Consider the following 26329-nt stretch of genomic DNA (forward strand, 5'->3'; position numbering starts at 1 on the left):
GCTACTCGCGGTGGCGCTCTTTGTAGATGTCGCCACTGAACTCCATATGAAGCTCAACCGCCTCGCCATAGGGATTGATCGCCCGTAGCTCCACATGGCGAGGCTTGTACTCAACGCCTCCCAACGGTTGATAGCCTGCTTGCTCGGCACGCGCCAAGAAAAAGGCGTCACTATCTGGGCGCTCGGCCATCGAAGGGGCCGTGACAGGGGCGGATCGGTTTAAACGATTCCCCTGTAAGCGGGTGGTGTTGGGTTCGTCTATTTCGGTGAGCGTCTCGCCAGTCACTAGCCAGCGTGCTTGCATGCGTTGTCCCTCTGGCACGCCAAAGACGCCGACTTCATCGCCCACTTCCACGGTGAGTGCTGCACGCCCCTCGGGCCAGGTATCAATCAGCAATCGGCCGCTGTCATCCTCCAGAATAAAGCTAGTGCCAAACCGCTCACTGACACGACCTTTCAGGTATATTCCTGCGCTTTGCGCGGTGGCAATGGGTGTCGCGGGTGTCTCTAGGGATGGTGGGTCGGCAAACGCTGGCGATAGGTTTAGTAGACTCACCGTGAGCGTGCCGAGCAGCCATGAAGTGACGGTGCTCAACAAATATGTCCGTTTTAATGCTACGAGAGAAAAAAGCATGGGTCGGGCCTCACTTAGCGCCAATGCCATCAGTATACAATCCTAAAGCTGACGGTAACTTGAATGACCCATGACGCTGCTTGTTCAGTGAAGGTTAAGGCTCGGGCCGCTAGTCTATTGAGCTACTCTTAGATCGTAACGTTTACCAGGAGCCTTTTATGATCCTTGATCATGTTAGCAGCGTGCTACGCTGCGCTCTGCTGAGCACTCTTTTACTCTTAAGCGTTACATCTTCTGTGGTCGCCCAGGCGGTGCTGAGCGTAGATGAGGCCATCGCGGTTGTGCAGCAGCGTTACCAGGGAGAATTACTCGATATTGAAATGAAAAGTGGGCGTGGCTGGGAAAATAGCGAACAGGTGTATGAGCTGCGCCTGCTGACCGCCCAGGGAAACGTGCTCAAAATACGCATTGCCCGGGAAGATGGCCGGTTTTTAGAAATTGATGGCAGAGGCCAAATAGAGGCGCGCCTGCCGCCTCCCATTGATAATGGCGGAGCCTAATCATGCGTGTGTTAGTCGTCGAAGATGAGCAGCATCTAGCGGCTCAAATGCGTGACGCGCTGGAAGGTAACGGCTTCGTAGTGGATGTGATTCATGATGGTAACGAAGCTGTCTATATGGGCAATAACGAAACCTACGACGCGGCGGTGTTGGATTTGGGCCTACCTGGGCGAGATGGGTTAAGTGTGCTGCATGACTGGCGACACAATGGCCGCACGCTGCCAGTGGTGATTTTGACCGCGCGAGACGGCTGGAGTGAAAAGGTGCAGGGTTTCCGCGCCGGGGCGGATGACTACGTCACCAAGCCCTTTCGTATGGAGGAAGTGATCATGCGGCTGCGCGCGCTGATTCGTCGTGCGTCGGGCCATGCCGATGTGATGATTCGTAGCGGCGCGCTGGAGTACGACACCCAGCTTGGGACCTTTCATCTCGCGGGCCTGCCGTTAAAACTCACCGCCTTTGAAAACCAGCTATTGGTGTATTTGATTCATAATGCTGAGCGGGTGGTCAGCCGTACTGAACTTTCCGAGCACCTCTACTCTTACGATAACGACCGTGACCATAACTCCCTCGAAGTCATTATCAGCCGTTTGAGACGCAAAGTGGGCGCAGAGCGTATCGAGACCCTGCGCGGCCAGGGGTATCGGCTGTGTGATCGCTCGTGAATCTTTCGCTGCGGGCGCGTTTGTTAGGATCCGCTGGCCTATGGAGTGCCATTGCGCTGGTGGGGGTGGGGCTGTTTATCTACTGGCTGTTTAAAGATCATGCCGAGCGTACCTTTGACGCTCGTCTGGAGGCCAACCTACTGGGGCTGATGGCCTCTGTGGAATTTAATGAGCAGGGGCAGCTGATCAAAACCCGCGACATTGGAGGCCCTCAGTTTGACCGGGCCTACTCGGGTTGGTATTGGCAAATTGCCCACGATGGTGACGTGTTAATTGCCTCGCGCTCGCTGCTGACTGCCAGCCTGCCCACGTTGCCCCATGATACCTCCCGAGCGTTGGCGTTGATCGGACCGGAAAGCGACGTGCTACGCGCTCGAGGCCGACACTTTTCAGCACCGGGCAGTGGCCCGCCGCTCAGCATCACCGTAGCCGGGCCGCAAAGCGAGATTGATGACGCTCTGTCACGCATTGTGCTTCCTTTAGTGGCCTCATTGGCTCTACTAGGCGTGGGTCTCGCGGTGGCGGTTTGGTGGCAAGTGCGCTGGGGGCTGAAGCCGTTGACTCGGCTACGCCGTGACCTCCTCGCGGTACGTCAGGGCCAACGCGACCAGTTAGCCCATGCCACGGTGGAGGAGCTACAGCCGCTGGTGGATGAGATCAATGCCCTGGTGCAGCATAACCGCGAAGTGATTGCCCGCAGCCGTCAGCACGTGGGTAATTTGGCCCACGGGCTTAAAACGCCTCTCGCCATGCTGGCGAATAACCTATCAGCGCAGCAAGCCCATAATGCCACCATTGATGAAGCAATGACGCGCCTGCAGCGCTTGGTTGACCATCACCTGCGTCGCGCTCGGGCTGTGGGGGCGGGCTACCACATGGGCGAGCGCACTCAGGTGGCTGCAACGCTGGAAGGACTGGTGAGCGTAATGCGTCATGTGTATGCGCGTGGCCCGGCTCCCATTCGCATTAGCGTGCAGTGCGCTGACGAGCTGGCATTTCGAGGCGAGTCCCAGGATCTCGATGAGCTGTTAGGGAACCTGCTGGATAACGCCTGTAAGTGGGCGCGTCAGCAGGTGTGTATCGACGCTCACAGGGTGTCGGCTGAACAGCTGGCCGTCGTGATTACCGATGATGGCCCAGGCATGCCCGAGGCTCAGCGGCTGAAAGCCGTGGAGCGTGGGGAGCGCTTCGATGAATCCACCCCAGGCGATGGTTTGGGGCTTGCCATTGTGCATGATCTGGCGCGGCTTTATGGAGGGCACCTGGCGCTTGCCGCCAACTCCCCCAGCGGGTTACGCGTCGAGCTGACGCTACCTGTCGCCGAAAGGCCGCCAAAGGGCGACCTTTCGAACTCATTGTAACGCCGCAAGGGCAGTGAATTTACTCAGCAGGCCACGCGGGCAGGCGTTTTTCGCGGTAAACATCGCCGCGGTAATCCACGTGCAGCACGACCTGCTCTTCGGCGTCATTCTCCGCTAGCCACTCCATATGGCGGCCTTTGAAATCGGCCAGGATGGCATTGCGGTAGCCCTGCTCGCTCAGCGAGTTCTCTACATCGCTTTGGTCCAGGCCCGACAGGCTATCATCACGATGGGGACGGTCGTGTCCTGGGCGCTTGATGTGCCACTCGATAAGCTCTCCCTCAGGAGAAAAATAGCTACGTACGTCATAGCCTTCTTCGTTAATACTGGTAATGCGATAAACATCGTCGCGGCGCTTCAGCTCCACCATTTCCCCAAAGCGTCGTTCTGATAATTGGCGCTGCAGGTCTGCAACATCTGGAGCAATCACGCGGCCTTGCCGCGGAGCATTCGCTGATGATTCGCTCTCGGGGTGACGAAGCGACGAGGCGGTGACGGTATCGCCTTCCAAGCGGCCTTCCACCATAATATCGTCGCCTATTTGGAAGCGCTCCCCACTGCTTCCTTCAGGGCGAATCAGCAGACGACGATCACCTTCATCGACCACCAGCAGGTCATTGAAACGTTCAACGACTTCACCGTTGATGCGTACCTCTTCCTGTGCTGCCAGCGGTGCAGAGAGGGCGAGGGTGCAGATGGCCGCAGCCAGTGCTTTGAACGGAGTCGGTTGCATAGCGGTTTCCTCTTGTTGGCATGTTGGGGCAGGCTTGTGAAGAGATAGCCCCGCAAGTGACAATGCCAAGCCTACGCAACCGGTGCTGAACCCAGACTAAATCACTGGTTCAAGTTTGATTCAGGTTAAATACGTTGATTAGAGAGTGGAGTGGATATGAAGCAACAGGGCATGAAGTGGTTGATGGCCACCTTAGGCGTGGCCATGCTGGCAGGCTGCAGCAGTGCACCTCAGCAGGAACGAATCGACGCGCCGCAAGGTGGTACGCTCTCTGGGCCAGTGGTCGAGCAGCGCTGGAACTTGCTGTTAGTCGGTACTGATGAACGGCTATCTATGCCCGAAACGCCGTTCTTCCGCATTGGCCGCGACGGTAAGGTCAGCGGCTCGGATGGCTGTAACCAGTTCACTGGCAAGGTGAGCCTGGGCGAGAGCCAGCGCATCGAGTTTAGCGAGCTGGCCTCTACCCGCATGGCGTGCCCCAATATGGAAGATGCCAAGCGGGTCACCGATATGCTGGACACTGCCTACCGCTACCTGATCGACCACGACCGTTTGGTGTTCTTTGGGCCAGATAGTCGTGTCCTCGGCGGCTGGCGGGAAGCTAACTAAAGTAGTAGGAACGGCTTAGTCATTAAAAGGCGGATTGAAGCGGGCGATAAAGCGCGCATCAATCCGCTTTTTCCATTGCCATACCCAGCGCCCCGAAAAGCCCATGGCTCCACGGCTGGCAATCGCCCGGCCGTCGCCGGTGCCTATGAGTGCCAGCACGCGACGCGGAGGCTGCCACGGGGTGAGCGGTTTGCCGTGGCAGGCGGCCCGCAGGTTCTCTGCTAATACGGGCCCCATGCGTACCGCATAAACGCCTGCCTTAGGGAGTGGTGACGAGCGCAGCGCAGCGCAGTCGCCAGCGGCAAAGATGCCCGGTTGGCCGGTGACCTCAAGTGACGCATCCACCGGGATAAAGCCTTGCTCGTCCAGCGGCAGCGCCGTTTGCTGCAGCCACGTTTGGCCCACGGCCCCGGTCGCCCAGAGCAAGATATCCGCTTCGATGTGTTCGCCAGTGTCGGTCTGTACGCCGCCGGGTACCAAGGCGCGCCCCCGCACGCCTGTGTGGACGCGCACGCCCGCACGTGTGAGCGCTCGCGCCGTTAACCAGCGGGGCAGCCAGCCCGCGCCGGGCAGCAGCGTATCTGCGGCGCTGATCAGCTCCCCTTGCCAGTGAATGTCCGGGCGCTGTTGGTGAAGCTGTGCGAGGACGCTCATCAGCGTCTCGCAGCCTGCTGCGCCGCCGCCTACGCTCACTACGCTCTGGCGCGCGCCCGCAGGCAGTTGGGCCACCTCTTCGCGTAATGCTTGCCAGCGGTGGTGTAGCGAGCTGAGCGGGCGCATGGCCAGCAGCGTGGGCAGGGCACTCGCCCCGATACCTGCATCGCCTTGTGGGTCAATTACTTGCGGTAACGTGAGCGTCGAGCCGACGTTGAAGGAGGCCACGTCAAACGCAATCACGCTGCCATCTGCCAGCGTTACCTGGCGCTCGCTCGTGCTGAACTCCACGGCTGGGGAGGCAATAAAGCGCGCCCCCGCCCGCTGGCAGAGCGCCGCGATATCCATCTGAGTTTCCCGCAGCGTGCACTCCCCAGAGAGCCACGCAGGCACACTGCCCGAGTAGGCGGCGAAGGGGCTGTCGCTCACCACGGTGATCGACACCGTTTTATCCGGGCGCTGAGCAAACGCCTCCAGCACAAAGGCATGGGCGTGACCCGCGCCTATGAGCAGTAGCTGTCGTGTCATTGGCGCTCACCGCGCCGCCAGCGAAAGTACTTCTTCAGCAGTGCCAGCACCCGCTCCGGCTTATGGGCGTTTTTCCAAACGCCTGCGGTGGCTTTGGCCGCTTCGCCCAGCGTGGGGTAGGGGTGAATGGTGCCGAGCAGTTTATTCAGACCCAGCCCGTGCTTCATGGCGATGGTGAACTCGCCCAGCCACTCCCCAGCGTTTTCCGCCACGATCGTCGCTCCCAGAATCTTGTCTTTGCCCGGCACGGTAAGCACTTTGATAAAGCCTTCGGGAGCCCCTTCGGCAATGGCGCGGTCGCTTTCGCTCATGGCGTAGCGGGTCACTTCAAAGGCCACGCCTTTCGCGGTGGCCTCTTTTTCGTTGAGCCCCACTCGCGCTACTTCCGGCTGAACATAAGTAACGGCGGGCATAAAGCGGTAGTCCACCGCAAAGCTTTTCAGCTCGCCAAACAGTGCATTCACGGCGGCGTGCCACGCCTGATGGGCTGCCGCGTGGGTCAGTTGGTAGGGGCCCGCTAAGTCGCCGCAGGCCCAGATGTTGGGCAGGCGCGTTTGCAGCCGCTCGTTGAGGGCCAGCGTGCCGCCTTCGGTGGTGGTAATCCCTAGCGCCTCCAGTCCTAACCCTTCCACGTTGGCCTGACGACCCGCGCTCACCAGTAGATAATCAAACGCTAAGGTGCGGCGCTCACCCAAGTGTTCAATAACAAGCTGATGCTCCCCGTCGACTTGGTTTACCTCCAGCGCTTTCGCACCGGTCATCACCGTCACGCCCTCTTGGGTGAGCGTGCGCTCTACGTGCTCGCCAACTTCATTATCTTCCCGGCCCAGCAGCTGCGGAGCGCCCTCTACCAAGATGACGTGGCTACCTAAGCGGGCAAAGCTTTGGCTCAGTTCGCAGCCAATTGCGCCGCCTCCGAGCACCACCAACCGTTTGGGCAGCTCGGTGAGCGACCAGAGGTTTTCAGAGGTGAGTAGCGGCGCGTGCTCGATGCCGGGTAGAGAGGGCACGCGAGGGCGCGCCCCGGTGGCCAGCACGATATGGCGAGCGGTGAGGGTTTGATCGCCCACGCGAATTTCCCATGGTGAAACGAGGGTGGCGTGCTCTTGATATACCTCCACACCGAGCTTGGTGTAGCGCTCCACGCTGTCGTGGGGCTCGATATCACGGATCGCTTGATGCACATGCCCCATCACCTTGGCGAAATCCACGCTGGGCTCGCTGGCGCTCACGCCAAAGCGGTGCGCCGTGCGAATTTCATGGGCCGCGCGGGCCGCCCGGATTAAGGCTTTGGAAGGCACGCAGCCAGTGTTAAGGCAGTCGCCGCCCATCTTGTGCTTTTCGATGAGAGCCACCTTGGCTTTCACAGCGCTGGCGATATAGCTGGTGACCAGCCCCGCCGAGCCGCCGCCAATCACCACGATGTCGTAGTCAAAACGGCTAGGGCGCGTGAAGCCTTTATAGGCGTTGCGCTTTTGCACCATCAGCGCAATGCGCCGGGCCACCCAGGGGAACACCGCCAGCAGCGCAAACGAGGCGATGAGCCCAGGCGAGATAATGCCGCTCAGGCTTTCCAACTCGCCGAGCTGGCCGCCCGCATTCACGTACACCGCCGTGCCGGGCAGCATGCCGAGCTGGCTCACCCAGTAAAACGTGGTGGTTTTAATCCGCGTTAGGCCCATCACGAGGTTGATCATGAAAAATGGAAAAATGGGCACCAAACGCAGGGTGAACAGATAAAACGCGCCATCTTTCTCGACGCCCCGGTTCACCGTGTGGAACTGGCGGGGAAAGCGTTTTTCGATGGGCTGACGAAACAGAAAGCGGGAGAGTAGAAAGGCGAGCGTCGCGCCGATGGCGCTGGCAAACGAGATGATCACTAGCCCCCAGCCCAACCCAAACAGCGCACCGCCCAGCAGCGTTAACAGCGACGCGCCGGGCAGCGAGAGTGCAGCCATCGCCACATACACCGCAAAGAAAATGCCCGCCACCTGCCAGGGCGACTGCTGAAAAGCTGCCTGAAAATCGCTGCGGTAGGCCTGCAGGGTATCTAGAGTGAAGAACGTATGGGCGCCGCTAACGTAGAAGCCCATCACGGCCAGTAGCAGTAGGGCAATAATCAGCAGGCGCTGACGGTTCATGGCAGGCTCCTTGGGAAAAGGGATTCGTACTCAGTGCTAAAACGGAACATTTCCTTACACGCTGGCGTGACGCAACTGTTGCCAGCGCTGCCAATCTTCGGGGCGGTCGATGTCCCACATTGTGTCTGGATAGGCGGCTTCCAGGCCCAACGCCGCAAGGCGCGATTGCGTCACGCTCAGTACCTGCTCGGTGCCCCAGGGAATGCCTTCAAATAGGCTCGGGTGGTCGTGATGGCTGCCAATCAGCCCGTAGCCGCCATCCTCGGCCGGTAGAATCACCACGGCAAAGGTGCTCAAGGCCGCTCGGCAACGTTTGAGCATGGCACTGGTAATGCTGGGGCAGTCAGTGCCCATCACCATAGCGGGGCCATCGGTGCTGTTTAGCGCGTGACGAACGCGCATGCCCACATCGCCCTGCTGCTGGGCGGCCAGGGCAATGCCGTGTTGGGTCTGAAGCTCTAAAAATAGCGGGTGGTGGTGGTCTAACGAGGTCCACAGCGTGACATTCTCCGCCCCCAGCGCTTCGCAACCGGTGGCGACACAGTGGCGCACCATGGTGGCGTGGGCCTCGGCAGCGCCCTGAGCACCTAAAAACGGAATCAAACGCGTTTTAGCCTGCCCTGGCAGCGGCGCTTTGGCCAGCAGATGCAGATGGGGTGCGGTGGGCTTAACGTGCATGGCGGTACTCCTTAGCCAGTTGGTTGGCGCTGACGCCGCGCCAGTAGCGGTAGCGTAGCCGCCACATGAGGCAAATGGTGGGCCAAGCGCCAAACTCGTCCCAGCGCCTGCCCGAGCTTATCACCTTCTGGCGCAGGCAGGCGGGGGGCGAGTGTGCCTTAAGGCGTTTGCTAAGTTCGATGTCTTCCATCAGCGGCTGATCGGGAAAGCCACCCAGCGCGAAAAACGTATCGCGGCGCACAAAGATACCCTGGTCGCCGGTCGCGATACCGCTAATCCGCGAGCGCAGGTTCATCAAGCCCGCGACCACCGGCAGCCAGCGGCTTCGCCCTGCGAGCTGAATATCAAACCGCCCCCAGGCGCGGTGGGCCAGTGCCTGCTGTAGATTCGCCACCGCATGCTGCTCTTCGCCGGGGGGCAGTTGGGTATCGGCATGCAAGAAAAGCAGCGCCGGGGCGTGGGCGTGCTGCGCGCCAAGGTTCATCTGCTGCGCTCGTCCGGGGGCGCTATTCAGCACTGCATCGGCCAGTGGGGCTGCGAGATCTACGCTGGCATCGGTGCTGCCGCCATCCACGACGAGGAGTTGAACGCCTGAGGCGCGCAGTGGTTGCAGCCGCGTGAGCGTTGCCTGAATACCCGCTGATTCATTGAGCATGGGAATGACGATGCTCAATGACCAAGGCACTGGGTGTGGATTAGCCAAGGGCAATGATCTGCCCCCCTGCCGCCGTCGCATCGTCTTCGTCATGGGTAACGAGCAGGGCAGGCAGGCCCGCCTCCCGCAGTTGGCCGAAGACCAGCGTGCGCATCTCTTGGCGCAGCGCCGTATCGAGTTTGGAGAAGGGTTCATCCAGCAGCACGGCGCGGGGCTGGGAGAGCAGCAAACGCATCAACGCTACCCTGGCCTGCTGCCCGCCGGAAAGCGTGGCCGGATCACGGGCTTCAAACCCTGCAAGCCCAATCTGGTCGAGCGCTTTGGCAACCTGTGCACTCTTCTGCGGGCTTCGATGGGGCAAACCAAAGCGCAGGTTGCCGCCGACGCTCAAGTGAGGAAACAGCAGCGGGTCTTGAAACAGCAAGCCAACGCCGCGCTGCTCGGCGGGCAGGCGTAGCACGTCGGTGTCGCCAAGGCGAACCTGCCCCTGGGCGGTGAACGTGCTCTGTAAAAAACCGGCAATAAAGGCCAGCAGCGTCGACTTGCCGGAGCCCGAGGGACCCATCACGGTGAGCACGTCGCCGGGGGCCACCGTGGCATCCACATGCAGCAGCGGGCGGCCAGCTAAGTGAATCCTCACTTGCTCTAGGGTCAGGGCGTTGGCAGCGTTATTCACGGGTTTCCTTATCCACAGGGCGTCTTAACCTTGGCGTTGAACGTTGAGAGGGGCGCGGCGTGGAGCGCCTAGCCACCGGGGCAGGGCGACAGCGGCCATAAAGCCCACAAGTGGCAGACCCGCTTGTACCAGCGCCCACACGCCGATTAAGCGGCGGTTTCCTCCCGAGGCCAGCGCCACGGCTTCGGTGGTCACCGTTGAGACTCTGCCTGCGCCTAACAGTTGAGTCGGTAAATATTGGCCAATACTGACCGCCAAGCCCACCGCCACGGCGGTGAGCAGCGGTGCGATCATTAGCGGCAGCCGCACACGCCAAAACGCCCTGCGGCGAGAGACGCCCAGTGACTGCGCGATATACAGCCAGCGCGGATCTAAGCGGCGGTAGGCCTCGGCTAGCGAGAGGTACACATAAGGCAGCACGAACAGCAGGTGGCCCGCCACCACCAGCGCCAGCTGGGGGCGAATGCCCAGACGCTCGGCGGCCACCACTAGGCCATATAAAAATGCGATTTGCGGCACCAGCAGCGGCAAATAGAGCAGCCAGAGCGAGCGGGTAGGGTGAAGCTGCTGGCGCTGCTCGTTTTCAAGGGTGGCGACGACCAACACTGCCGCCAAGCCGGTCGAGAGCAGCGCAATCAGCGCGGTATTCACCAGCGGCCCGGCCAGCATGTCGGCGCTGCGCTGCCAGTGGTCGAAGGTAAACGACTGCGGCAGCAGCTCAGGAAAACGCCAAAACCCGGCCACCGAGAAAAGCCCTAATCCAACCAGCGCCGCCAGCGCGGCTAGGCTTGCCAGGGTTAACCCCGCGCGGCCTGTCACGGTGAAGAGGGCCTCCCCCCGCTGTCGGTCGCCGTTGGTCAGCCAGCGATGGCTAAGCCTGCGGGATAGCTGCTCTAACAGCCACCAGCTCAGCAGCGCGGCGAGCGTCACGCCCAGTTGCAGCACCGCGGCGGCTGATGCCATAAAGCGGCGGGTAATATCCGGGTCGTTAAACCAGCCAAGAATCGAGACGCTCAAGGTAGGCGGCAAGCGTGGCCCCAGTATCAGCGCCATATCCACCACGGAGGTCGCGTAGGCGATGACCGCATACACCGGCAGGCGAATCAGCGGATAGAGCGAAGGAAGCACCACTTTGAGCCAGGCAAGCGTGGGCGCATAGCCCAGCGACCGCGCCAGCCGCAGGCGCTGTTCCGCCTGTAACTGGGGCAGCGCCGCCAGGCTCATCAACAGCAGAAAGGGCGCTTCTTTGAGTACCAGGCCAAAGGTGAGCGCAAGCCCCCAGGGGTCGTTCACGATCAGCGCATCGGGAGGCGATTCCCAGCCGGAGAGCCAGGGGGAGATGAATCGCGCCATCAGCCCGGAAGGCGCGATCAAAAACGCAAAGCCGAACGCCACCGCCGCGTGGGGAATCGCCAGCAGGGGCGACACCAAGCGGCGCAGGCTGCGGTCCAGCCAGGTGCCTTGGCTGGCGGCTAAAAACAGCACGACGATCAACAGCGCCAGCGCCGTACTGGCCAGGCCGCTGGCAAAGCTGACCGCCACCGAGCGGCCAAGCCCCGGCTGGGCGAACAGCATTTGCCAGGCGGAGAGGTTGGCCTGCTCGCTGCCCAGCACCGGCAAGTAGCCAAAGGCGGGCAGCAGCACCATGCCGAGCCCCGCGGTAACGGGAATCACCAGCAGGGCAATGATCAGAAGAGGCGCTAGTCGCAGCATGGTTCAGTGAGTCGCATGCGGGTGTGAGTCGTGCGTTTAGTTGACACCGTAACGCTCAAGCCAGGCATCTTGTAGGGCGTTCATCCAACTGGGGTGGGGTTCAGCAAGGGTGTTGGAGAGCGCATCGGCGGGCAGCGCTGCTGGGTGGCTCTCGCCCTGCTCAAAGAGCGCCTGGTCACTCGGCTCAAGCTGCTGGATCGCTAACACGCTGCGGTCGCCCCACATGCTGAGCGACTGCTTCTGGGCCTGTGCTTCCGGGGAGAGCAGGAAGTTGGCTAGCGCCATTGCACCCGCTTTATGGGGCGAGTTATAGGGAATCGCCACGAAGTGCACGTTGCCCAGCGTGCCGTCTTCCAACACATAGCTACGCACGCTTTCCGGCAGCTCATACTCCATCACCGCCACGGCGGCATCGGTGGGGTAGAACGAGAAAGCGAGGCTGAGTTCGCCGTCGCTCATCAGCGTGCGAAGGTTAGGGCCGGATTCGGGAAAGCTGCGCCCGCTGCGCCATAAATGCGGGTGAAGCGCGTCTAAGTAGGCCCACAGCGGTGCGGTGATCTCCTCGAAGGCGGCATCCTCGACCGGCGCGTAGAGCGCTTCATCTTGATCGGTCAGCTCAATCAGCGCCTGCTTGAGGAACGTGCTGCCGGTGAAATCCGGGATGCGCGGATAGCTAAACTGGCCGGGGTGCTCTTTGGCCCAGGCGAATAGCGCCTCAATGCTTTGAGGCGGCGTGTCGGTTTGGGCGCTGTCGTAGTAGAAGGTGATTTGCGCCTTGCCCCAGGGGGACTCGTAGCCCTCGGTGGGCAGAGTGAAATCGGTGACGACTTCGGGGTTCTCTTCAGGATAGGTGAGGGCGAAGTTCGGCAGCGATTCTGCAAAAGGCCCAAATAGCAGATCTTGCTCGCGCATGGCGGCAAAGTTTTCACCGTTGATCCAAATAAGATCAATACTGCCCTCGCTGTCGTTACCCGCCTGCTGCTCACCCAGCACCCGCGCCACGGCGCTGCTGGTATCGTCGAGTTTTACGTGCTCCACGCGAACGCCATAGCTCTCCTGCATCTGCGCTGCGACCCAGGCAATATAGCGATTGGTGCGCGCATCACCGCCCCAGGCATTCCAGTACACGGTTTGGCCGTCGGCAGCCTCCAATACACTCTCCCACTCTTGCGGGTCGGGGGCTGCGACCGCCGGCGCGGTCAGGGTGATTAGAGCAAGCGCCACGGCGGTGGCCAGAGCAGAGCGTGGTTTCATCGCACACCTCATAAAATCAGTTGGTTATAGAGCAGTTTGCAGGCACTGAAGTTCACTATGAACGTGTTCAATAATAGGCAGCGAGAGGTAGTGCTCGACACGGTCGCGCACGTGGTCGATCACTAGCGCGTCGGTCAGCTCTGCGGACCAATCCTCTCCCCGGCGCTCACTATCCTGATGGTGGAGGTGCTGAGCGCGCCACTTGGCACACCAGGTGAGCGACCACAGCCAGGTGGCGCGTCGGCAAGCAATCAGCGTATCGACGCTGGGCAGCATCATATCGGGTGCGGTGGCCATGGCGGCCTGCCAGCGACGATAGAACCCAACAACCTCCTCCAGACTCAGCACCGCTTGGCTATTGAGATCCCAAGTGGTCGAGGTGTAGAGCGAGGTGTGGGCTAAATCAATGCCCGGCAGGCCATAGCGACACTTCTCAAGATCCACCAGCACCGCACGGCCATCGTCGGTGATTAAAAAGTTGCCGGGGTGGGTGTCAAAGCTAATCAGCGTAGGCGTTGCGCTATCCAGGGTGCGGGGCAGTAAATCCAGCTCCTGCTGAATACGCAGATGGATTCCGCTGGGGAGTTGAGCATCGCTCAGCCATTTAGCCTGCTGCGCCACTTCATCCACCATGGCCTGCCACGGCGCTTTAGGAGCCAGCAACGGCGGGCGCTGGCGAGGCAGCGGCTGGCGGTGCAGGCTGGCAAGCGCATCCGCAATGGCTGGCAGGTCCTGGGGGAGTTCGGCCAAGCGCCCGCGAATCGCCTCGACCAGCAGCGCGCCGCGTGGCAGCGACTCGCTGGGCGGCAGTACGCTATGCAACCGAGGTGTATGTCCGCCTTGGCTGGCCCGTTCATAGCAGGCGGCTTGATAGGCCAAGTTCTCTTCTGGCGGAAGGTTCATCTGGCTCTGTTTGGGCAGCCGCGCCACCCAGTCATCCCCGTCGCGGTGAATCCACACGTGGTCATGGGCCAGCCCGGTATCGGCCATGGGCGACAGCGATTGGTAATCAATCTCCGCTTGCTGCAGCGTGTTGTCTAACGCCTGCAGTCGAGTCTCAGAGAGGGTGGGCATAGAGCGTTCCATAGTGTGAGAAACGGGGCTGAGCGTTCAGTGTTGCTACTCAGTGGCAGAATCATGACCAACCTTACACGGTTCGTCATAAAAAACGATGACGATGGGGGCTACGGCGGTGAGTCAGGGGGTGTATGAACGACAACGGCACCCATGGGGTGCCGTTGATGCTGCAGTGAGCGTTGATTTATCTAGCGCTTACATCGCGGCAATCTTCGCCTGCTGCTCTTCGAGCAGTTTTTTGGCTGACTGGAATTCCGCCAGTTTGCCGCGCTCTTTTTCGATCACGGCGTCGGGGGCTTTGGCGATAAAACCTTCGTTGCCCAGCTTCTTCTCGATGCCGCCGATCAGCTTGTCCTGCTTCTCGATCTCTTTAGCGAGCCGCGCAAGCTCTGCGTCTTTATCGATCAGATCCGCCATCGGCACCAGCACTTCCATATCGCCGACCAGCTGGGTAGCCGAGAGCGGGGCGTCTTCTGGGTTGGCCAGCCACGTCACGCTTTCTAGTTTCGCTAGCTTGGCCAGGAAGCGGCGGTTCTGCTCCAGGCGCTCGGCGTCTTCGGGCTGGCCTTTGGTCAGCAGCACATCCAGCGGCTTACCGGGGGCAATGTTCATCTCGGCGCGGATGTTGCGCACGGCGATGATCACGCCTTTCAGCCACTCGATGTCGCGGGTGGCCTGCTCGTCGATCTTGATCTCGTCGGCTTCCGGCCACGCCTGATGCATGATAGAGGCGCCGTCGCCTACGTAGGTGCCCGCCAGCGGTGCCACGCGCTGCCAAATCTCTTCAGAGATATAGGGCATCATCGGGTGGGCCAAGCGCAGAATGGTTTCCAGTACCCGCACCAGGGTGCGGCGGGTGCCGCGTTTGGCTTCGGCGCTGGCCGCTTCGTCCCACAGTACCGGCTTGGAAAGCTCTAGGTACCAGTCGCAGTACTCGTTCCAAACAAACTCGTACAGCGCTTGGGACGCGTGGTCGAAGCGGTAGTCATCCATGGCTTTGGTGACCTGCGCTTCGGTTTTCTGTAGCTGGGAGATGATCCAGCGATCGGCTAGCGACAGCTCAACGTCTTCGCCGCTGGTGCCGCAATCTTCGCCTTCGGCATTCATCAGCACATAGCGCGAGGCGTTCCACAGCTTGTTGCAGAAGTTGCGGTAGCCGTCCAGGCGGTTCATATCAAACTTGATATCGCGCCCGGTGGTGGCTTGTGAAAGGAACGTAAAGCGCAGCGCATCGGTGCCGTGGGGCTCGATGCCGTCTTTAAACTCCTCTTTGGTGGCTTTGGCAATCGCCTTGGCCTGCTTGGGCTGCATCATGTTGCCGGTGCGCTTTTCCAGCAGGTCATCCAGCGTGATGCCATCGATTAGGTCGATGGGGTCCAGTACGTTGCCCTTGGATTTGGACATCTTCTGGCCCTGGCCGTCGCGCACCAGGCCGTGTACGTAGACGGTTTTGAAGGGCACTTCGCCGGTGAACTTCAGCGTCATCATGATCATCCGGGCGACCCAGAAAAAGATGATGTCAAAACCCGTCACCAGCACGCTGGAGGGGTGGAAGGTTTCCAGCTCCGGGGTTTTTTCCGGCCAGCCGAGGGTGCCAAATGTCCACAGGCCTGAGCTGAACCAGGTATCCAGCACGTCTTCGTCTTGAGTTAGCACGACGTCAGCGCCCAGGCCATGCTTCTCGCGGGCTTCCTCTTCGCTTCTGGCCACGTAAACATTGCCGTCGGCGTCGTACCAGGCGGGAATACGGTGGCCCCACCACAGCTGGCGAGAAATACACCAGTCCTGCAGGTCACGCATCCAGGCGAAGTACATGTTCTCGTAGTTTTTCGGCACGAACTGAATGTCGCCGTTCTCTACCGCTTCAATAGCGGGCTTGGCGAGGCTCTCCACCGCCACGAACCACTGATCAGTGAGCAGCGGCTCGATGACATCGCCGGAGCGGTCGCCGTAGGGCAGGGTGTTGTTGACGCTCTCTACCTGCACCAGCAGGCCGAGGGCATCCATATCGGCGACGATCTGTTTGCGCGCTTCGAAACGATCCAAGCCCGCGTATTTGGCCGGCAGGGTGGCGTCTTCATCAGGCTGCGGCTGACCTTTCAGGTCGAAGATTTCCGCCTGCTCAAGAATCGTCGCATCTTTGGTGAAGACGTTGATCAGCAAATGGTTCTGGCGCTTGCCGACTTCGTAGTCGTTAAAGTCGTGGGCTGGGGTGATCTTCACGCAGCCGGAGCCTTTCTCCATATCGGCGTGCTCGTCCGCCACGATAGGAATACGGCGACCCACCAGCGGCAGTTCGATGAATTTACCTACCAAGGAGGCGTAGCGCGGGTCTTCCGGGTTAACCGCCACGCCGGTATCGCCCAGCAGGGTTTCCGGGCGGGTGGTGGCGACCACCACGTAATCGTTGCCGTCGTCGGTTTTGACGCCGTCGGCCAGCGGGTAGCGGAAGTGCCAGAAGCTGCCCTGCTGCTCTTTGTTTTCCACTTCTAGGTCGGAAATGGCGGTGTGCAGGGTAGGGTCCCAGTTCACCAAGCGCTTGCCGCGATAGATGAGCTTCTCTTCATGCAGGCGCACGAAGACTTCTTGAACCGCTTTATAGAAGCCGTCGTCCATAGTGAAGCGCTCGCGGCTCCAGTCCACGCTGGCGCCCATGCGGCGCAGCTGGCGGGTAATGTGGCCGCCAGACTCTTCCTTCCACTCCCACACTTTATCGATAAACGCATCGCGGCCGAGGTCGTGGCGGGTTTTGCCCTCTTCGGCGGCAATTTTACGCTCCACCAGCATTTGCGTGGCGATACCGGCGTGGTCGGTGCCTACCTGCCACAGGGTGTTGTTGCCCTGCATCCGCTTCCAGCGCGTCAGGGTATCCATGATGGTGTCCTGGAACGCGTGGCCCATGTGCAGGCTGCCGGTCACGTTGGGCGGCGGAATCATGATCGAGAAGGGCTTGCCGCGGCCAGAGGGGGCGAAGCGGTTATCGGCTTCCCAGCGTTCGTACCAGCGGGTTTCGATCTGTTCGGGTTGGTAGGTCTTTTCCATGGGGAGTCGGCTCACGGCTTGCAAAAAATGGGGGCAAGTATAGCGCGAACGCCCCGCACTCGTCAGGGGCGTTGCGTCTTGCTGTGCGTTGGCGCTTTAGGGCATTAGTCGCGCAGGGCGCGATCGCGGACTTTCACCACGGGCTCCATCAGGTAGTCCAGCACGCTGCGCTTGCCGCTGAGAATATCGATCTCTGCCACCATGCCCGGCATGATGTCTAAGGGCTGGCTGTCAGCATCGTAAAGATAGCCGTCGGTACGCACTTCCACAGGGTACATCAGCTCGCCACTTTCCGGCATTTCTACCGCGTCGGCGGCGATGGTGACCAGCTCGCCGTCCAAACCGCCGTAGCGGGCAAAGTCGTAGGCGGTCAGTTTCACTTTGACCGGCTGGCCGGGGTAGAGAAAGGCGATATCGGACGGGCGAATATGCGCTTCCACCACCAGGGCATCATCGGCAGGCACTACTTCCACTAGCGGCTCGCCAGAGCCAGCCACGCCGCCCACCGTACTGATGTGTACCTGATTGACCACGCCATCCACCGGCGAGCGAATCGTGGTGCGGGCGACTTGGTCCGCACGCCCCGGCAGGGTTTTTTGCAGCTCAGCGACTTGAGAGGTTGCTTCGGCCAGCTGGGCTAACGCATCGGCCTCAAAGGCGTTGCGTGCCGCCACCTTGCGATCTTCGATTTCCGCAATCGACGCCTCGGCGCGCGCCACGGCGCTCTGCTGACGGGCCACTTCGCCACGCAGCTCATTGAGCGATTGGCGTACCCGCAGCAGCGAGGTTTCCGGTTCGATGCCGCGCTGGGCTAGCGGCTGGATAATCGCTAGCTCCTGTTCGGCAAGCTGTACGCCTGAGCGCGCCGTGCTGAGGGCGGCTTCCTGCTCGGCTTTCTCTTGGCGTCGCTGGTAGCCCTGCTGCTCTAGCACCTGTAGCTCTGCATTCAGCTCTAACTGCCGGCCATGAAAGAGCCGTGTTTCGCTGGCAGCCACGCTGGGGGCGGCTTGGCTCAGGGCTTCATCCAGCGCTAATGGGGTTTGGTTAATTTCTGCTTCCAGGCGCTGCAGGCGCAGCTGTAGGGAACGCAAGCGTTGGAGGCTCTCTTCGTAGTCGCCCTCTAGCGTGCCGCCGCTGAGCACCATAAGGGTATCGCCTTGGGCCACCGTATCGCCCCTGCGTACGTTAATTTCCGTGACCACACCGCCTTCCAGGCTTTCGACCACTTGCAGGCTGCGCGAGGGCACCACTTTGCCCTGGCCGCGGGTGACTTCATCGACTTCCGTGAGATAGGCCCAAATAAAGCCAATCAGCAGAAACGCGATGATCGTGAGCAGTAACAGGCTACTGCCGATAGGGCGTTTGGCACGTCCGTGTCGAACGAAGTGCTCAAAATCCAGTTGAGAGTTAGGACGGTTCACGGAGTGGTTCCTTCACGCGAGCGGTGGGGGGCGGCTTCCACAGGTCGCATGACCTGAGCTTTGGGGCCATCGGCCACAATTTGGCCCTGGTCGAGAATCACCACGCGGTCCACCAGCTCCAACAGGCTGGTGCGGTGAGTGACCACCACCAGTGTCTGCGTTTGGCTCGCGGCTTTCAGGCGCGCAATCACCTCTTTTTCGGTTTGAATATCCATGGCGCTGGTGGGTTCATCCATCAGCAGAATGGGCGGCGCGCCCAGCAGGGCGCGGGCCAGACAGATCAACTGGCGCTGACCGCCAGAGAGCCCCTCACCGCGCTCGCCAATCGGCATGTCATAGCCTTTTGGGTGGCGGGCAATAAACTCATGGGCTCCGGCGAGCTTGGCGGCGTTAAGAATCTGCTCATCGGTGGGGTGGTGGGCACCAATGGCAATGTTTTGCCGCACGGTACCGGAGAAGAGCCAAGCCTCTTGCAGAACGCTGCCAATGTTGTGGCGTAAATCCGCAGGGTCGATTTGGCGAAGGTCGGTATCGTCGACCAGGACAGCGCCCTGTTCCGGTGGGTAAATGCCCAGCAGCAGGCGTGCCAGCGTACTCTTGCCGGAGCCGACGCGGCCAAGCAGGGCGACTTTCTCGCCGGGCTCGATGGTCAGGTTGATATTCGCCAGCGCTGCGGTGGTTTGCTCGGGGTAGCGAAAGCTCACGTCCTGCAGGCGCAGCTTGCCTTCCAGCGTGGGTCGGCTGAGGTAGTGGCGGCCTGCCGGGCGCTCGGAGGGCATGTTCATCAACTGATCGAGCGCACGGTAGGAGGTACGCGCTTGGTTGATGCGGGTCATGGTTTGCGCCAGCTGTGCCAACGGCGCAAGCGCGCGCCCGGTGAGAATGACGCAGGCGATCATGGCCCCCATGGAGATCGTGCCATCGCCCACTAGAAAGACCCCGTACACCACAATGCTGACCTGAGCGGCCTGCTGGGCAAAGGCAGTGGCGTTGAGGGCGAACTGCTGAATCGCGCGCCCTTTACGCCCTACATTCGACTGTTGGTGAACGCTCTCTTCCCAGCGTTTACGAATCATCGGTGCCGCGCCGCTGGCCTTGATGGTCTCCAAGCCAGCAACGGCCTCGATCAACACGCCCTGCTTGGAGCGGCTCTCTTCAAAAGCTTGACCAGAAAGACGTTTGAGAAACGGCTGAACGGCAATGCCAATCAGCAATACGAGGGGGACGGCGATCATCGGGATGATGGCCAGCGGCCCGCCGATTAAGTAAATCACGCCAATGAACAGCAGGATAAACGGCAGGTCGACAATGGCAACCAGCGACGCCGAGGCGAAGAAGTCGCGCAGCGTCTCGAACTCTCTGAGGGTATTGGCAAAGCCGCCCGTAGAGCCACGCTTCGCGCTCATTTGCAGGTTGAGCACGTGATCAAAAATACGCCGTCCCATGCGCAAGTCCGCTTCCTGGCCAGCCCGTTCGATAAACAGCTGGCGCAGGGTTTTTACCGCAAAATCGAACAGCAGGGCGATACTCACGCCAATCGTGAGCGCCACCAGCGACTCCACCGCTTCGTTAGGCAGTACGCGGTCGTACACCACCATAATGAACAGCGACGTGGCTAGACCTAAAAAGTTGGTGAGCGCAGCGGCAATGATCACTTGGGTATACACCCAGCGATTCGAGGAGAGCGCGCTCCAGAACCAGTGGCCGCCTTGAATCGCTGGTTCGCTATGCAGGCTGACCGGGCGGTAGCGGGCGCGTACGGCAATGAGGTGGCCGATATACGCCTCTTCCAGGGCGCTCACGTCGGTTTCCACCGGCTGTTTTCCCAGGGCCGGATCAAACAGCGCAACGCGCTCCTCATTGATACGCTCGATAAGGACCACCGCGCGGCCATTTTTCAGCAGCGCCACGGCAGGCAGCAGCGAGTTACCCAGCGTGGCGAGAGTATGCTCGCCCAGTGCGGCCACCATGCCGTGGCGTTCGGCGGCATCAATAAAACCGTCTGGTGTCAGCGGTGATTCGTTGCCCACCCGGTGAGCACGCACGGCGGCTTCGGAAACGGGCAGCTCCAGGTGGGCGGCTACAAAGGTCAAGCACTGCTCTAGATCGTCCTGATAGGGCTTAGCGGCGTTCAAGGTGAATCTCCATCACATCCAACAGTTCACCAGTGACCGCAAGCTGCTGGAAAGCGGCCTGTTCCCAGCGCACCCGGCGGTTAATCAGTTCTAGCGCGGTTTGAAATAGGTCACGCTGGGCGTCGAGCAAGTCATTGATGCTGCTGCGGCCAACGGCAAACTGGTCGCGGTAGGCCAGCAGGGCCTCCTCTTCGGCGGCGAGCGTGGCAGTTTGCGCTTCCAGCTCCGCGCGTCGGGTGCGGGTATCGGTGTAGGCCGAGCGTACTTCGCGCTCCAGCTCGCGGCGCAGCGCCTGCTGCTCGTACTGGCTCTGCTGCTGGCGTTCGACCGCTTGGGCGACCCGCGAGGAGGTAGCACCGCCGCTGTAGGGGGTGTAATCCACGTTAAAGAGCAGCGCCACGTCGTTATCGGATTCGTTGAAATCGTTTACATCGAACTGGCGGCCCTCTACCGCCACGCTTAGGCTGGGCAGCCGGGCGTTCCGGGTGGCTTGTGCCTCGGCGTCGCTGGCTTCACTGGTCAGCGTTTGGCTACGCAGCGCGGCGTTTTGCGCCAGCGCTCTGTCTAGCAGCCGCTCGGCAGTGGCATCGCTTAGCAGCGCAGCGCCCTGTGGCAGCGCCAGCACATCCGGCGTGGTGAAAAACGCTTCCTGATACACGTTGATTGCGCGGGCCAGCTCGCCCTCTAATGTGACCAAGCGCGATTCAGCATCGCTCAAGCGGCTTTGCGCGCGCAAAACGTCGGCTCGTGAGCCTGCACCCGCTTCACGGCGAAGGCTCACGTCTTCAAAAATACGTTGGTGCTGCTCAAGGTTATGCTCGGCCAACTGGCGCTGGGCGGTCAGACGAGCCACATCCAGATAAGCGTTGACTGCGTAGAGGACTTCCTCTTCAACGCTGGACTGGGACTGCCAAAACGTCGCCTCGGCGCTGAGGTCGGCGGCGCGGACACGCTCACTGCTCGCACCAAAATCCAGCAGTAGCTGGCTCAGCGTAACCACGGCATCGACGCGGGAGCCTCGGTCGGGCAGTGACTCGGTACGCTGGAGGTCGTTGCGGTACTCAAGGCCCGCGTTCACTTGAGGGCGGCGCACCGCGCGCACTTCGTCAATGCGCAGCACGGATTCTCGCTCCCGAGAGCGCTGAGCCAAAATGCCGGGCTGCTGCTCGATGGCCTGTTGAATTTTTTCACGCAGCGCGACCAGCGCCACAGAGCTGCCTGCCGTTTCACTAGGCTGCCAGCGAAAGCGGTTGAGGAGCTCTTTTAGCTCGGGTGAAAAAGCCGGGCCTTCCAGAGAGGAGGCGGGCAACGGGGCCACCGCAGTTAGCGGCTCCTCCGGCATGGGTTGGGCAATCAGTGCGGGGCTTACCAGCAGTAGGCTGAGCATTAACGACCTGGTTACGTTCACGTTCATCATCTTTCCTGAATACCATCGGTACTTAGCGCGTTTAGGTAGCGCTCGGCCAGTCATATTCGGCTTCGCTGCTCAGTGCTTCTTGCCACTGGGCAAGGGGATCTGAGGGCGGCACGGACGGCTCTGCCGTCGCCTTGCGTTGCTGATAGAGCTGCAAACGGCCAAGCTGCTGTTGAGATTGCAGCTGAGCGTACACCAAAGGCACGGCGCCCAATTGCCAGAAAAGCCCTACTTGTTTGGTAGAAAGTGCCTGCCAAGCGCGCTCATCGATTTGATACAGCGGCGCGCTGCCTTGATAACCGTGTGGCTGCCAGGGAGTCAGCAGTGTCGCCTTGGCCAGCGTGGCAATACGCGTGGAAAGCCGCTGACAGCCTTGTTCACGCTGCTGTAGAAATGTAAGCACCTGGGCGGGAAAGCGGGCAAGCTCGCCGTGCTGGTTGAAAAAAGGCTCGGCATCTAAGCGTTCAACGACATAAGGCGAGTGCTGGTCAATACACAGCCTGCCAGGATAGTCAGAATGTAGGCCAAACGGGTGGCTGCGCAGCGCGGCAGGCACATAGGCTGCCCGCCAGCGTCCCTGATCGTCTACCAGAAGGTTCTGGCCGTCTTCCAACCCGTCTTCCAACCCCAGCAGCGCAACGGCCTGCCAACCTTCGTTAGTTTCCGTCAGCGCTATTGGAAAGTTCGCCGCCGCATGGCGAAGCTCAGCGTCTGCCAGTGCGACCTGGGTAGTGGTTTTCGCGAAGTGGTAGGCAGTAAAACGCTGCCACATTAAACCGCCGTGGTGCTCTTGGCTGAGTGGCACCCAGTGGGCAGCGTGAGTCATGACAGACACCTTTTTGATGCGATAAGGGCGATGATGCGATAGGGGCGAGAGAGGGCACCTTACCAAACGCAGCCGCCACCGTCAGCGGATGACCAGCCTGCGCATGGTGATTAAACCAATGATAGGCCCAGGCAGTAGCCACCAAATGACCCAATGCCCTTGGCTAGCCCATAGCGCCGTGACTAGCGCAATGGAGGGAATCGTGAGGCCAAAACCAATCGCATTCATCATGGCCAGCGCCGCGCCCAGCCGCTCGGGCGGCGCGCTGGCAGACGCCAGGGCAGAGAACTGGGCGGAGTCGGCAATCACGCTCACGCCCCATAGGGCGAGCAGCGCCAGCAGCAGCCAGGGGGAAATGCCGCCTAGCAGCGGATAAATAAGGCACAGCGTGCCAGATACCGCCAGCGCGATAAACGCGACCCGCGCGCTACCCATACGTCGGCTCCACCAACCTGCCCATACGCAGCCGGGAAGTCCCAGGGCAATCACCGCAAAGCTTAGCCACGGCTGCAGGCCCGGGGCCGCGCCTAAGCGCTCCAGCTCTCTGGCGACCAAAAAAGGCACCAGTGCCCAGAGAGCGTAAAGCTCCCAGCAGTGGCCGAAGTAACCCAGTGCGGCGGCGCGGAAGTTCTTCTCTTTAAATGCGGCCAGCCCCGCCCATGGACGACCGCCGTTGGCCTTGGCAGGCAGGTGTGGCCCAACGCCTAGCTTGAAAATCATCAGCGCTGCCAGAAGAGCAAGAGCAGAGGCCAACAGCAGTGGCCACTGCCAGGGCAGGTGCAGGGTAAGCCCGCGCAGCAGATGTGGCGAGGCAATGCCAAGGGTGAGCATACCCACCAGCCAGCCAAGCGCCGAGCCTGCGTGAGTGGGTGTCCAGCTCACCACCAGCTTCATGCCCAGCGGATAAATGCCCGCAAGACAGAGCCCGACTAAAAAACGTGCCATTGCCGCTAAGGTGACGCTATCTGCGACGCTAATAAAGGCCGCGTTAATCAGCGCACCGAGTACAGCAGACATCGCAAACAGGTGGCTGGCGCGCACGCGGTCGGCCAAGCCAGTGGTCGCAATCAGCAGGGTGCCGGTAATAAACCCCGCCTGCACGGCGATAGTCAGCAGCCCTAGGTCGCTTTCGCTAAGGCCCACGGCTTCCTGCAGCGCTAAGCCAACGCCGTTAACGCTAAACCATAGCGAGGTGCCAAATAGCTGGGCGATGACGATCGTAACAAGCGGGTAGCGCGTGAACACGTTGACGTCTCCATGAGTACAAAGGGCGCGGCTAGGTTCTGCTCATGGTAATCAACAATTTGCCGTTACGACGAATTTTTCGAAAACAGCACTGTCGGACCACATAACCCGTCAGGATTGCGTCGGGTAGGAAATACACATTTGTAAGACATTGGAGTCTTTAATGCAGTTAACAAAGCTTTTCGTCCCAGCCGTAGCCGCCCTAACGTTCAGTGTGCCCGCGATGGCTCAGCAAATGGGTGGTGGTGCCCCCAGTATTGATGACCAAGTTAACCAACTCGACGAAATGGTGAATCTGGATGAGGGGCAGAAGCAAGAGCTCACCAACCTTCTGACCCAGATGCAAAATGACATCGGTGCTAATGAGCAGGAAGCCCAGCAGCTGCAACAGCAGCTTAGTGAACACGTTCAGTCTGATTACGATGAAGCCGCCATTCGCGCGGACGCAGAGAAGCTTGGTGACCTGACGGCTGAGATGACCGCTGATAGCATCATCATACAGTCGCAAATTGAAGGCGTATTCACTCAGGAACAGCAAGACCAGCTGGATGAGGCCATGGCTCAGCGGCAGGAGCAGATGCAACAGATGCAAGAGCAGATGCAGCAGCAGATGGAGCAACAGGGAGGCTAAGGCAAAGACAGACTGCAGTGATTGCCCTACTCTTTTGATGACCCCGCTAAGTGCGGGGTTACGCGTTTATAGCGGATGATCTTTTCGCTTATTTACCCCAGCTTATGTGGCACTACTTCATGCCCCAGTGCTTTATAGCGCTGCCAGCAGGCGCGTTTAGCAACCAGCACGTGTTGGTGTTGATTGATAATTTCAGCAATCCGGGCGAAATGCTCAATACCTTCGGGAATATCGGGGTGCAGGTTCAGCAGCGCCGTCTCTTCAGTGGGCACCGGTAGCTGCTGCCAGCCTAGTGTGATGGGCACACTGTCGGCCAGCTCGCTATCTTCTAGTGCATGAGGCAGGTAAGCATCATCGCGGAACTGCCACAGCGCTTCGTCGGCCTGTTCGGCCAGTGCTTTGTCTTCGCAGTGCAGGTGCAGTCGGTACCCTTTGCGGTGGATCGTCTCGGCGAGCTTGCAGGCGAACTGTAAACGCGCTTCTAGGGTGGTATCGGGCAGAATATAAAAATCGATGCGTGCCATCGGTGGCTCCAGCGGGGTCAACGCGCTTGGCAGCCTGGCCGCTACGGTGAGTGGCGGCCAGGTGTTGAGTAACGCTAGAGGGTTATACCAAGCGGGTCAGCCAGCCGTATTTGTCTTCGCTGCGGCCATATTGAAGGTCGAGCAGGGTTTTGCGAATGCGCTTGGCCACTTCGTTGTTGCCATCACCCTGAAGACGAATACGCTCGTTTTCCGTGACCAGTTCGCCAACCGGCGTAATCACGGCAGCCGTACCGCAGGCGAACACCTCGGTAATCTCGCCGGAGGCGGCACCTTCGCGCCACTCGTCGATGCTGATCGCGCGCTCTTCTGGGGTGAGGCCCGCGTCTTTGGCCAAAGTGAGGACAGAGTTGCGGGTCACGCCTTCCAAGATGGTGTCGGTCAGGCGAGGTGTGACGATGCGGCCATCTTTGTAAACGAAGAATAGGTTCATGCCGCCCAGCTCTTCGATCCACTTGTTTTCAGCAGCGTCCAAGAAGGCGACCTGGCTGCAACCGTTGGCGGCGGCTTCTTTTTGGGCAGCCAGCGATGCGGCGTAGTTGCCACCGCACTTGGCAAAGCCGGTACCGCCAGGGGCCGCACGCTTGTAGTGGGAGGAGAGCCAGATAGAGACCGGTTCAATGCCACCTTTGAAGTAGGCCGCCGCCGGGGATGCAATCACGTAGTAGTCCACTTCGTGAGCCGGACGCACGCCAAGGAAAGCCTCAGAGGCAATCATAAACGGGCGCAGGTAGAGACTGCACTCGTCGGCGTCGCTGGCCGGGGTAGGTACCCAGGCGTGGTCTTGCGCCAGCAGCGCTTTGAGTGAACCGATGAAGTCGTCATCGGCAAGCTCGGGCAGCGCTAAGCGACGAGCACTGCGGCGGAAACGCTCGGCGTTTTTCTCTGGGCGGAAGGTCCAGATAGAGCCATCGGCATGGCGGTACGCTTTGATACCCTCAAAAATTTCCTGGCCGTAGTGCAGCACGGAAGCGGCGGGGTCCAGGGTGAGTGGGCCGTAAGGGCGTACTTGGTGGCCGTGCCAGTCGGCATCGACAGTCCAGCGCACGTGCGCCATATGGTCGGTGAAGTATTTACCAAATCCTGGGTTTTGCAGGATGTTGTCACGAATGTCATCGGCCGTCGGCTGGTTGGACGGCAGAATTTCAAAACGCGATTCAAGTTGAGCATCTGAAGCTGTGGGCACGGCGTATTC

General features: G+C 60.5%; 23 protein-coding genes. 5 read left to right on the forward strand and 18 right to left on the reverse strand.

What is annotated here, in order from left to right:
- Window position 1: 1 nt before the first annotated feature.
- Entirely contained in the window at window positions 2–595 is a 594-nt protein-coding gene (locus IEW65_RS00535) for a hypothetical protein (RefSeq protein WP_188637574.1), read from the reverse strand.
- A gap of 197 nt (window positions 596–792) precedes the next feature.
- On the opposite strand from IEW65_RS00535, the gene IEW65_RS00540 reads away from it, so the two are divergent.
- From IEW65_RS00540 to IEW65_RS00550, 3 genes are read left to right on the forward strand one after another with little or no spacing between them, the layout of a single operon-like run.
- A complete protein-coding gene (locus IEW65_RS00540) occupies window positions 793–1134 on the forward strand; it encodes a PepSY domain-containing protein (RefSeq protein ID WP_188637575.1) in 342 nt (113 codons plus the stop codon).
- A gap of 2 nt (window positions 1135–1136) precedes the next feature.
- Window positions 1137–1799 (forward strand): response regulator transcription factor, encoded by a 663-nt coding sequence (locus IEW65_RS00545; protein WP_188637576.1) that lies wholly within the window; start codon window positions 1137–1139, stop codon window positions 1797–1799.
- Complete coding sequence (locus IEW65_RS00550; RefSeq protein ID WP_188637577.1) at window positions 1796–3160, forward strand: ATP-binding protein; 1365 nt, start codon at window positions 1796–1798, stop codon at window positions 3158–3160. Before IEW65_RS00545 ends, IEW65_RS00550 begins: the two co-directional genes overlap by 4 nt.
- Window positions 3161–3179: 19 nt before the next feature.
- Here the strand turns inward: IEW65_RS00550 and IEW65_RS00555 are convergent, their stop codons facing one another.
- Entirely contained in the window at window positions 3180–3893 is a 714-nt protein-coding gene (locus IEW65_RS00555) for a hypothetical protein (RefSeq protein ID WP_188637578.1), read from the reverse strand.
- Between the two features lie 156 nt (window positions 3894–4049).
- Here IEW65_RS00555 and IEW65_RS00560 point away from each other — a divergent pair, with 156 nt between their 5' ends.
- Window positions 4050–4502: an META domain-containing protein gene (locus IEW65_RS00560; RefSeq protein WP_188638254.1), complete on the forward strand. Its 453-nt coding sequence runs from the start codon at window positions 4050–4052 to the stop codon at window positions 4500–4502.
- 15 nt (window positions 4503–4517) lie between these two features.
- On the opposite strand, the gene IEW65_RS00565 is transcribed toward IEW65_RS00560, so the two are convergent.
- The 14 genes from IEW65_RS00565 to IEW65_RS00630 all read right to left on the reverse strand — a co-directional run bounded on the left by IEW65_RS00565 (window position 4518) and on the right by IEW65_RS00630 (window position 23961).
- The gene (locus IEW65_RS00565) at window positions 4518–5684 is read right to left on the reverse strand and encodes an FAD-dependent oxidoreductase (RefSeq protein ID WP_188637579.1); all 1167 of its coding nucleotides are present in this window, start codon (window positions 5682–5684) and stop codon (window positions 4518–4520) included.
- Complete coding sequence (locus tag IEW65_RS00570) at window positions 5681–7825, reverse strand: FAD-dependent oxidoreductase (protein WP_188637580.1); 2145 nt, start codon at window positions 7823–7825, stop codon at window positions 5681–5683. The genes IEW65_RS00565 and IEW65_RS00570 overlap by 4 nt, the downstream gene beginning before the upstream one ends.
- A 54-nt stretch (window positions 7826–7879) precedes the next feature.
- Window positions 7880–8503, reverse strand: a complete 624-nt coding sequence (locus IEW65_RS00575) for a TIGR04282 family arsenosugar biosynthesis glycosyltransferase (RefSeq protein WP_188637581.1) — start codon at window positions 8501–8503, stop codon at window positions 7880–7882.
- Window positions 8493–9212: a TIGR04283 family arsenosugar biosynthesis glycosyltransferase gene (locus IEW65_RS00580; protein WP_422822587.1), complete on the reverse strand. Its 720-nt coding sequence runs from the start codon at window positions 9210–9212 to the stop codon at window positions 8493–8495. The genes IEW65_RS00575 and IEW65_RS00580 overlap by 11 nt, the downstream gene beginning before the upstream one ends.
- Window positions 9199–9834: an ATP-binding cassette domain-containing protein gene (locus IEW65_RS00585; protein ID WP_188637583.1), complete on the reverse strand. Its 636-nt coding sequence runs from the start codon at window positions 9832–9834 to the stop codon at window positions 9199–9201. The genes IEW65_RS00580 and IEW65_RS00585 overlap by 14 nt, the downstream gene beginning before the upstream one ends.
- 24 nt (window positions 9835–9858) lie before the next feature.
- On the reverse strand, window positions 9859–11547 hold the full coding sequence (locus IEW65_RS00590) for an ABC transporter permease (protein ID WP_188637584.1): 1689 nt from the start codon (window positions 11545–11547) through the stop codon (window positions 9859–9861).
- 36 nt (window positions 11548–11583) lie between these two features.
- Window positions 11584–12801, reverse strand: coding sequence for an ABC transporter substrate-binding protein (locus IEW65_RS00595; protein WP_188637585.1), 1218 nt, complete (start codon window positions 12799–12801; stop codon window positions 11584–11586).
- Window positions 12802–12825: 24 nt separating this feature from the next.
- Window positions 12826–13875, reverse strand: a complete 1050-nt coding sequence (locus IEW65_RS00600) for an aminoglycoside phosphotransferase family protein (RefSeq protein ID WP_188637586.1) — start codon at window positions 13873–13875, stop codon at window positions 12826–12828.
- A gap of 198 nt (window positions 13876–14073) precedes the next feature.
- Window positions 14074–16920 (reverse strand): valine--tRNA ligase, encoded by a 2847-nt coding sequence (locus tag IEW65_RS00605; protein ID WP_188637587.1) that lies wholly within the window; start codon window positions 16918–16920, stop codon window positions 14074–14076.
- Between the two features lie 104 nt (window positions 16921–17024).
- Window positions 17025–18341 carry an HlyD family type I secretion periplasmic adaptor subunit gene (locus IEW65_RS00610; RefSeq protein ID WP_188637588.1) on the reverse strand — a complete coding sequence of 439 codons (1317 nt, stop codon included), beginning with the start codon at window positions 18339–18341 and terminating at the stop codon, window positions 17025–17027.
- Entirely contained in the window at window positions 18338–20476 is a 2139-nt protein-coding gene (locus IEW65_RS00615; RefSeq protein ID WP_188637589.1) for a type I secretion system permease/ATPase, read from the reverse strand. The genes IEW65_RS00610 and IEW65_RS00615 overlap by 4 nt, the downstream gene beginning before the upstream one ends.
- The gene (locus IEW65_RS00620; RefSeq protein WP_422822588.1) at window positions 20463–21890 is read right to left on the reverse strand and encodes a TolC family protein; all 1428 of its coding nucleotides are present in this window, start codon (window positions 21888–21890) and stop codon (window positions 20463–20465) included. Before IEW65_RS00620 ends, IEW65_RS00615 begins: the two co-directional genes overlap by 14 nt.
- Window positions 21891–21924: 34 nt before the next feature.
- Complete coding sequence (locus IEW65_RS00625; RefSeq protein WP_188637591.1) at window positions 21925–22716, reverse strand: SapC family protein; 792 nt, start codon at window positions 22714–22716, stop codon at window positions 21925–21927.
- Window positions 22717–22797: 81 nt separating this feature from the next.
- A complete protein-coding gene (locus tag IEW65_RS00630) occupies window positions 22798–23961 on the reverse strand; it encodes an MFS transporter (RefSeq protein WP_188637592.1) in 1164 nt (387 codons plus the stop codon).
- 163 nt (window positions 23962–24124) lie between these two features.
- On the opposite strand from IEW65_RS00630, the gene IEW65_RS00635 reads away from it, so the two are divergent.
- The gene (locus IEW65_RS00635; protein ID WP_188637593.1) at window positions 24125–24592 is read left to right on the forward strand and encodes a Spy/CpxP family protein refolding chaperone; all 468 of its coding nucleotides are present in this window, start codon (window positions 24125–24127) and stop codon (window positions 24590–24592) included.
- 92 nt (window positions 24593–24684) lie between these two features.
- On the opposite strand, the gene IEW65_RS00640 is transcribed toward IEW65_RS00635, so the two are convergent.
- Both IEW65_RS00640 and IEW65_RS00645 read right to left on the reverse strand, forming a co-directional pair.
- Window positions 24685–25116, reverse strand: a complete 432-nt coding sequence (locus IEW65_RS00640; RefSeq protein ID WP_044630655.1) for a DNA polymerase III subunit chi — start codon at window positions 25114–25116, stop codon at window positions 24685–24687.
- An 82-nt stretch (window positions 25117–25198) separates the two neighbouring features.
- Window positions 25199–26320, reverse strand: a complete 1122-nt coding sequence (locus tag IEW65_RS00645; protein WP_188637594.1) for a branched-chain amino acid aminotransferase — start codon at window positions 26318–26320, stop codon at window positions 25199–25201.
- Window positions 26321–26329: the final 9 nt, after the last annotated feature.

The sequence above is a fragment of the Vreelandella lutescens genome (assembly GCF_014640815.1).
Taxonomy (GTDB): Bacteria; Pseudomonadota; Gammaproteobacteria; order Pseudomonadales; family Halomonadaceae; genus Vreelandella; species Vreelandella lutescens.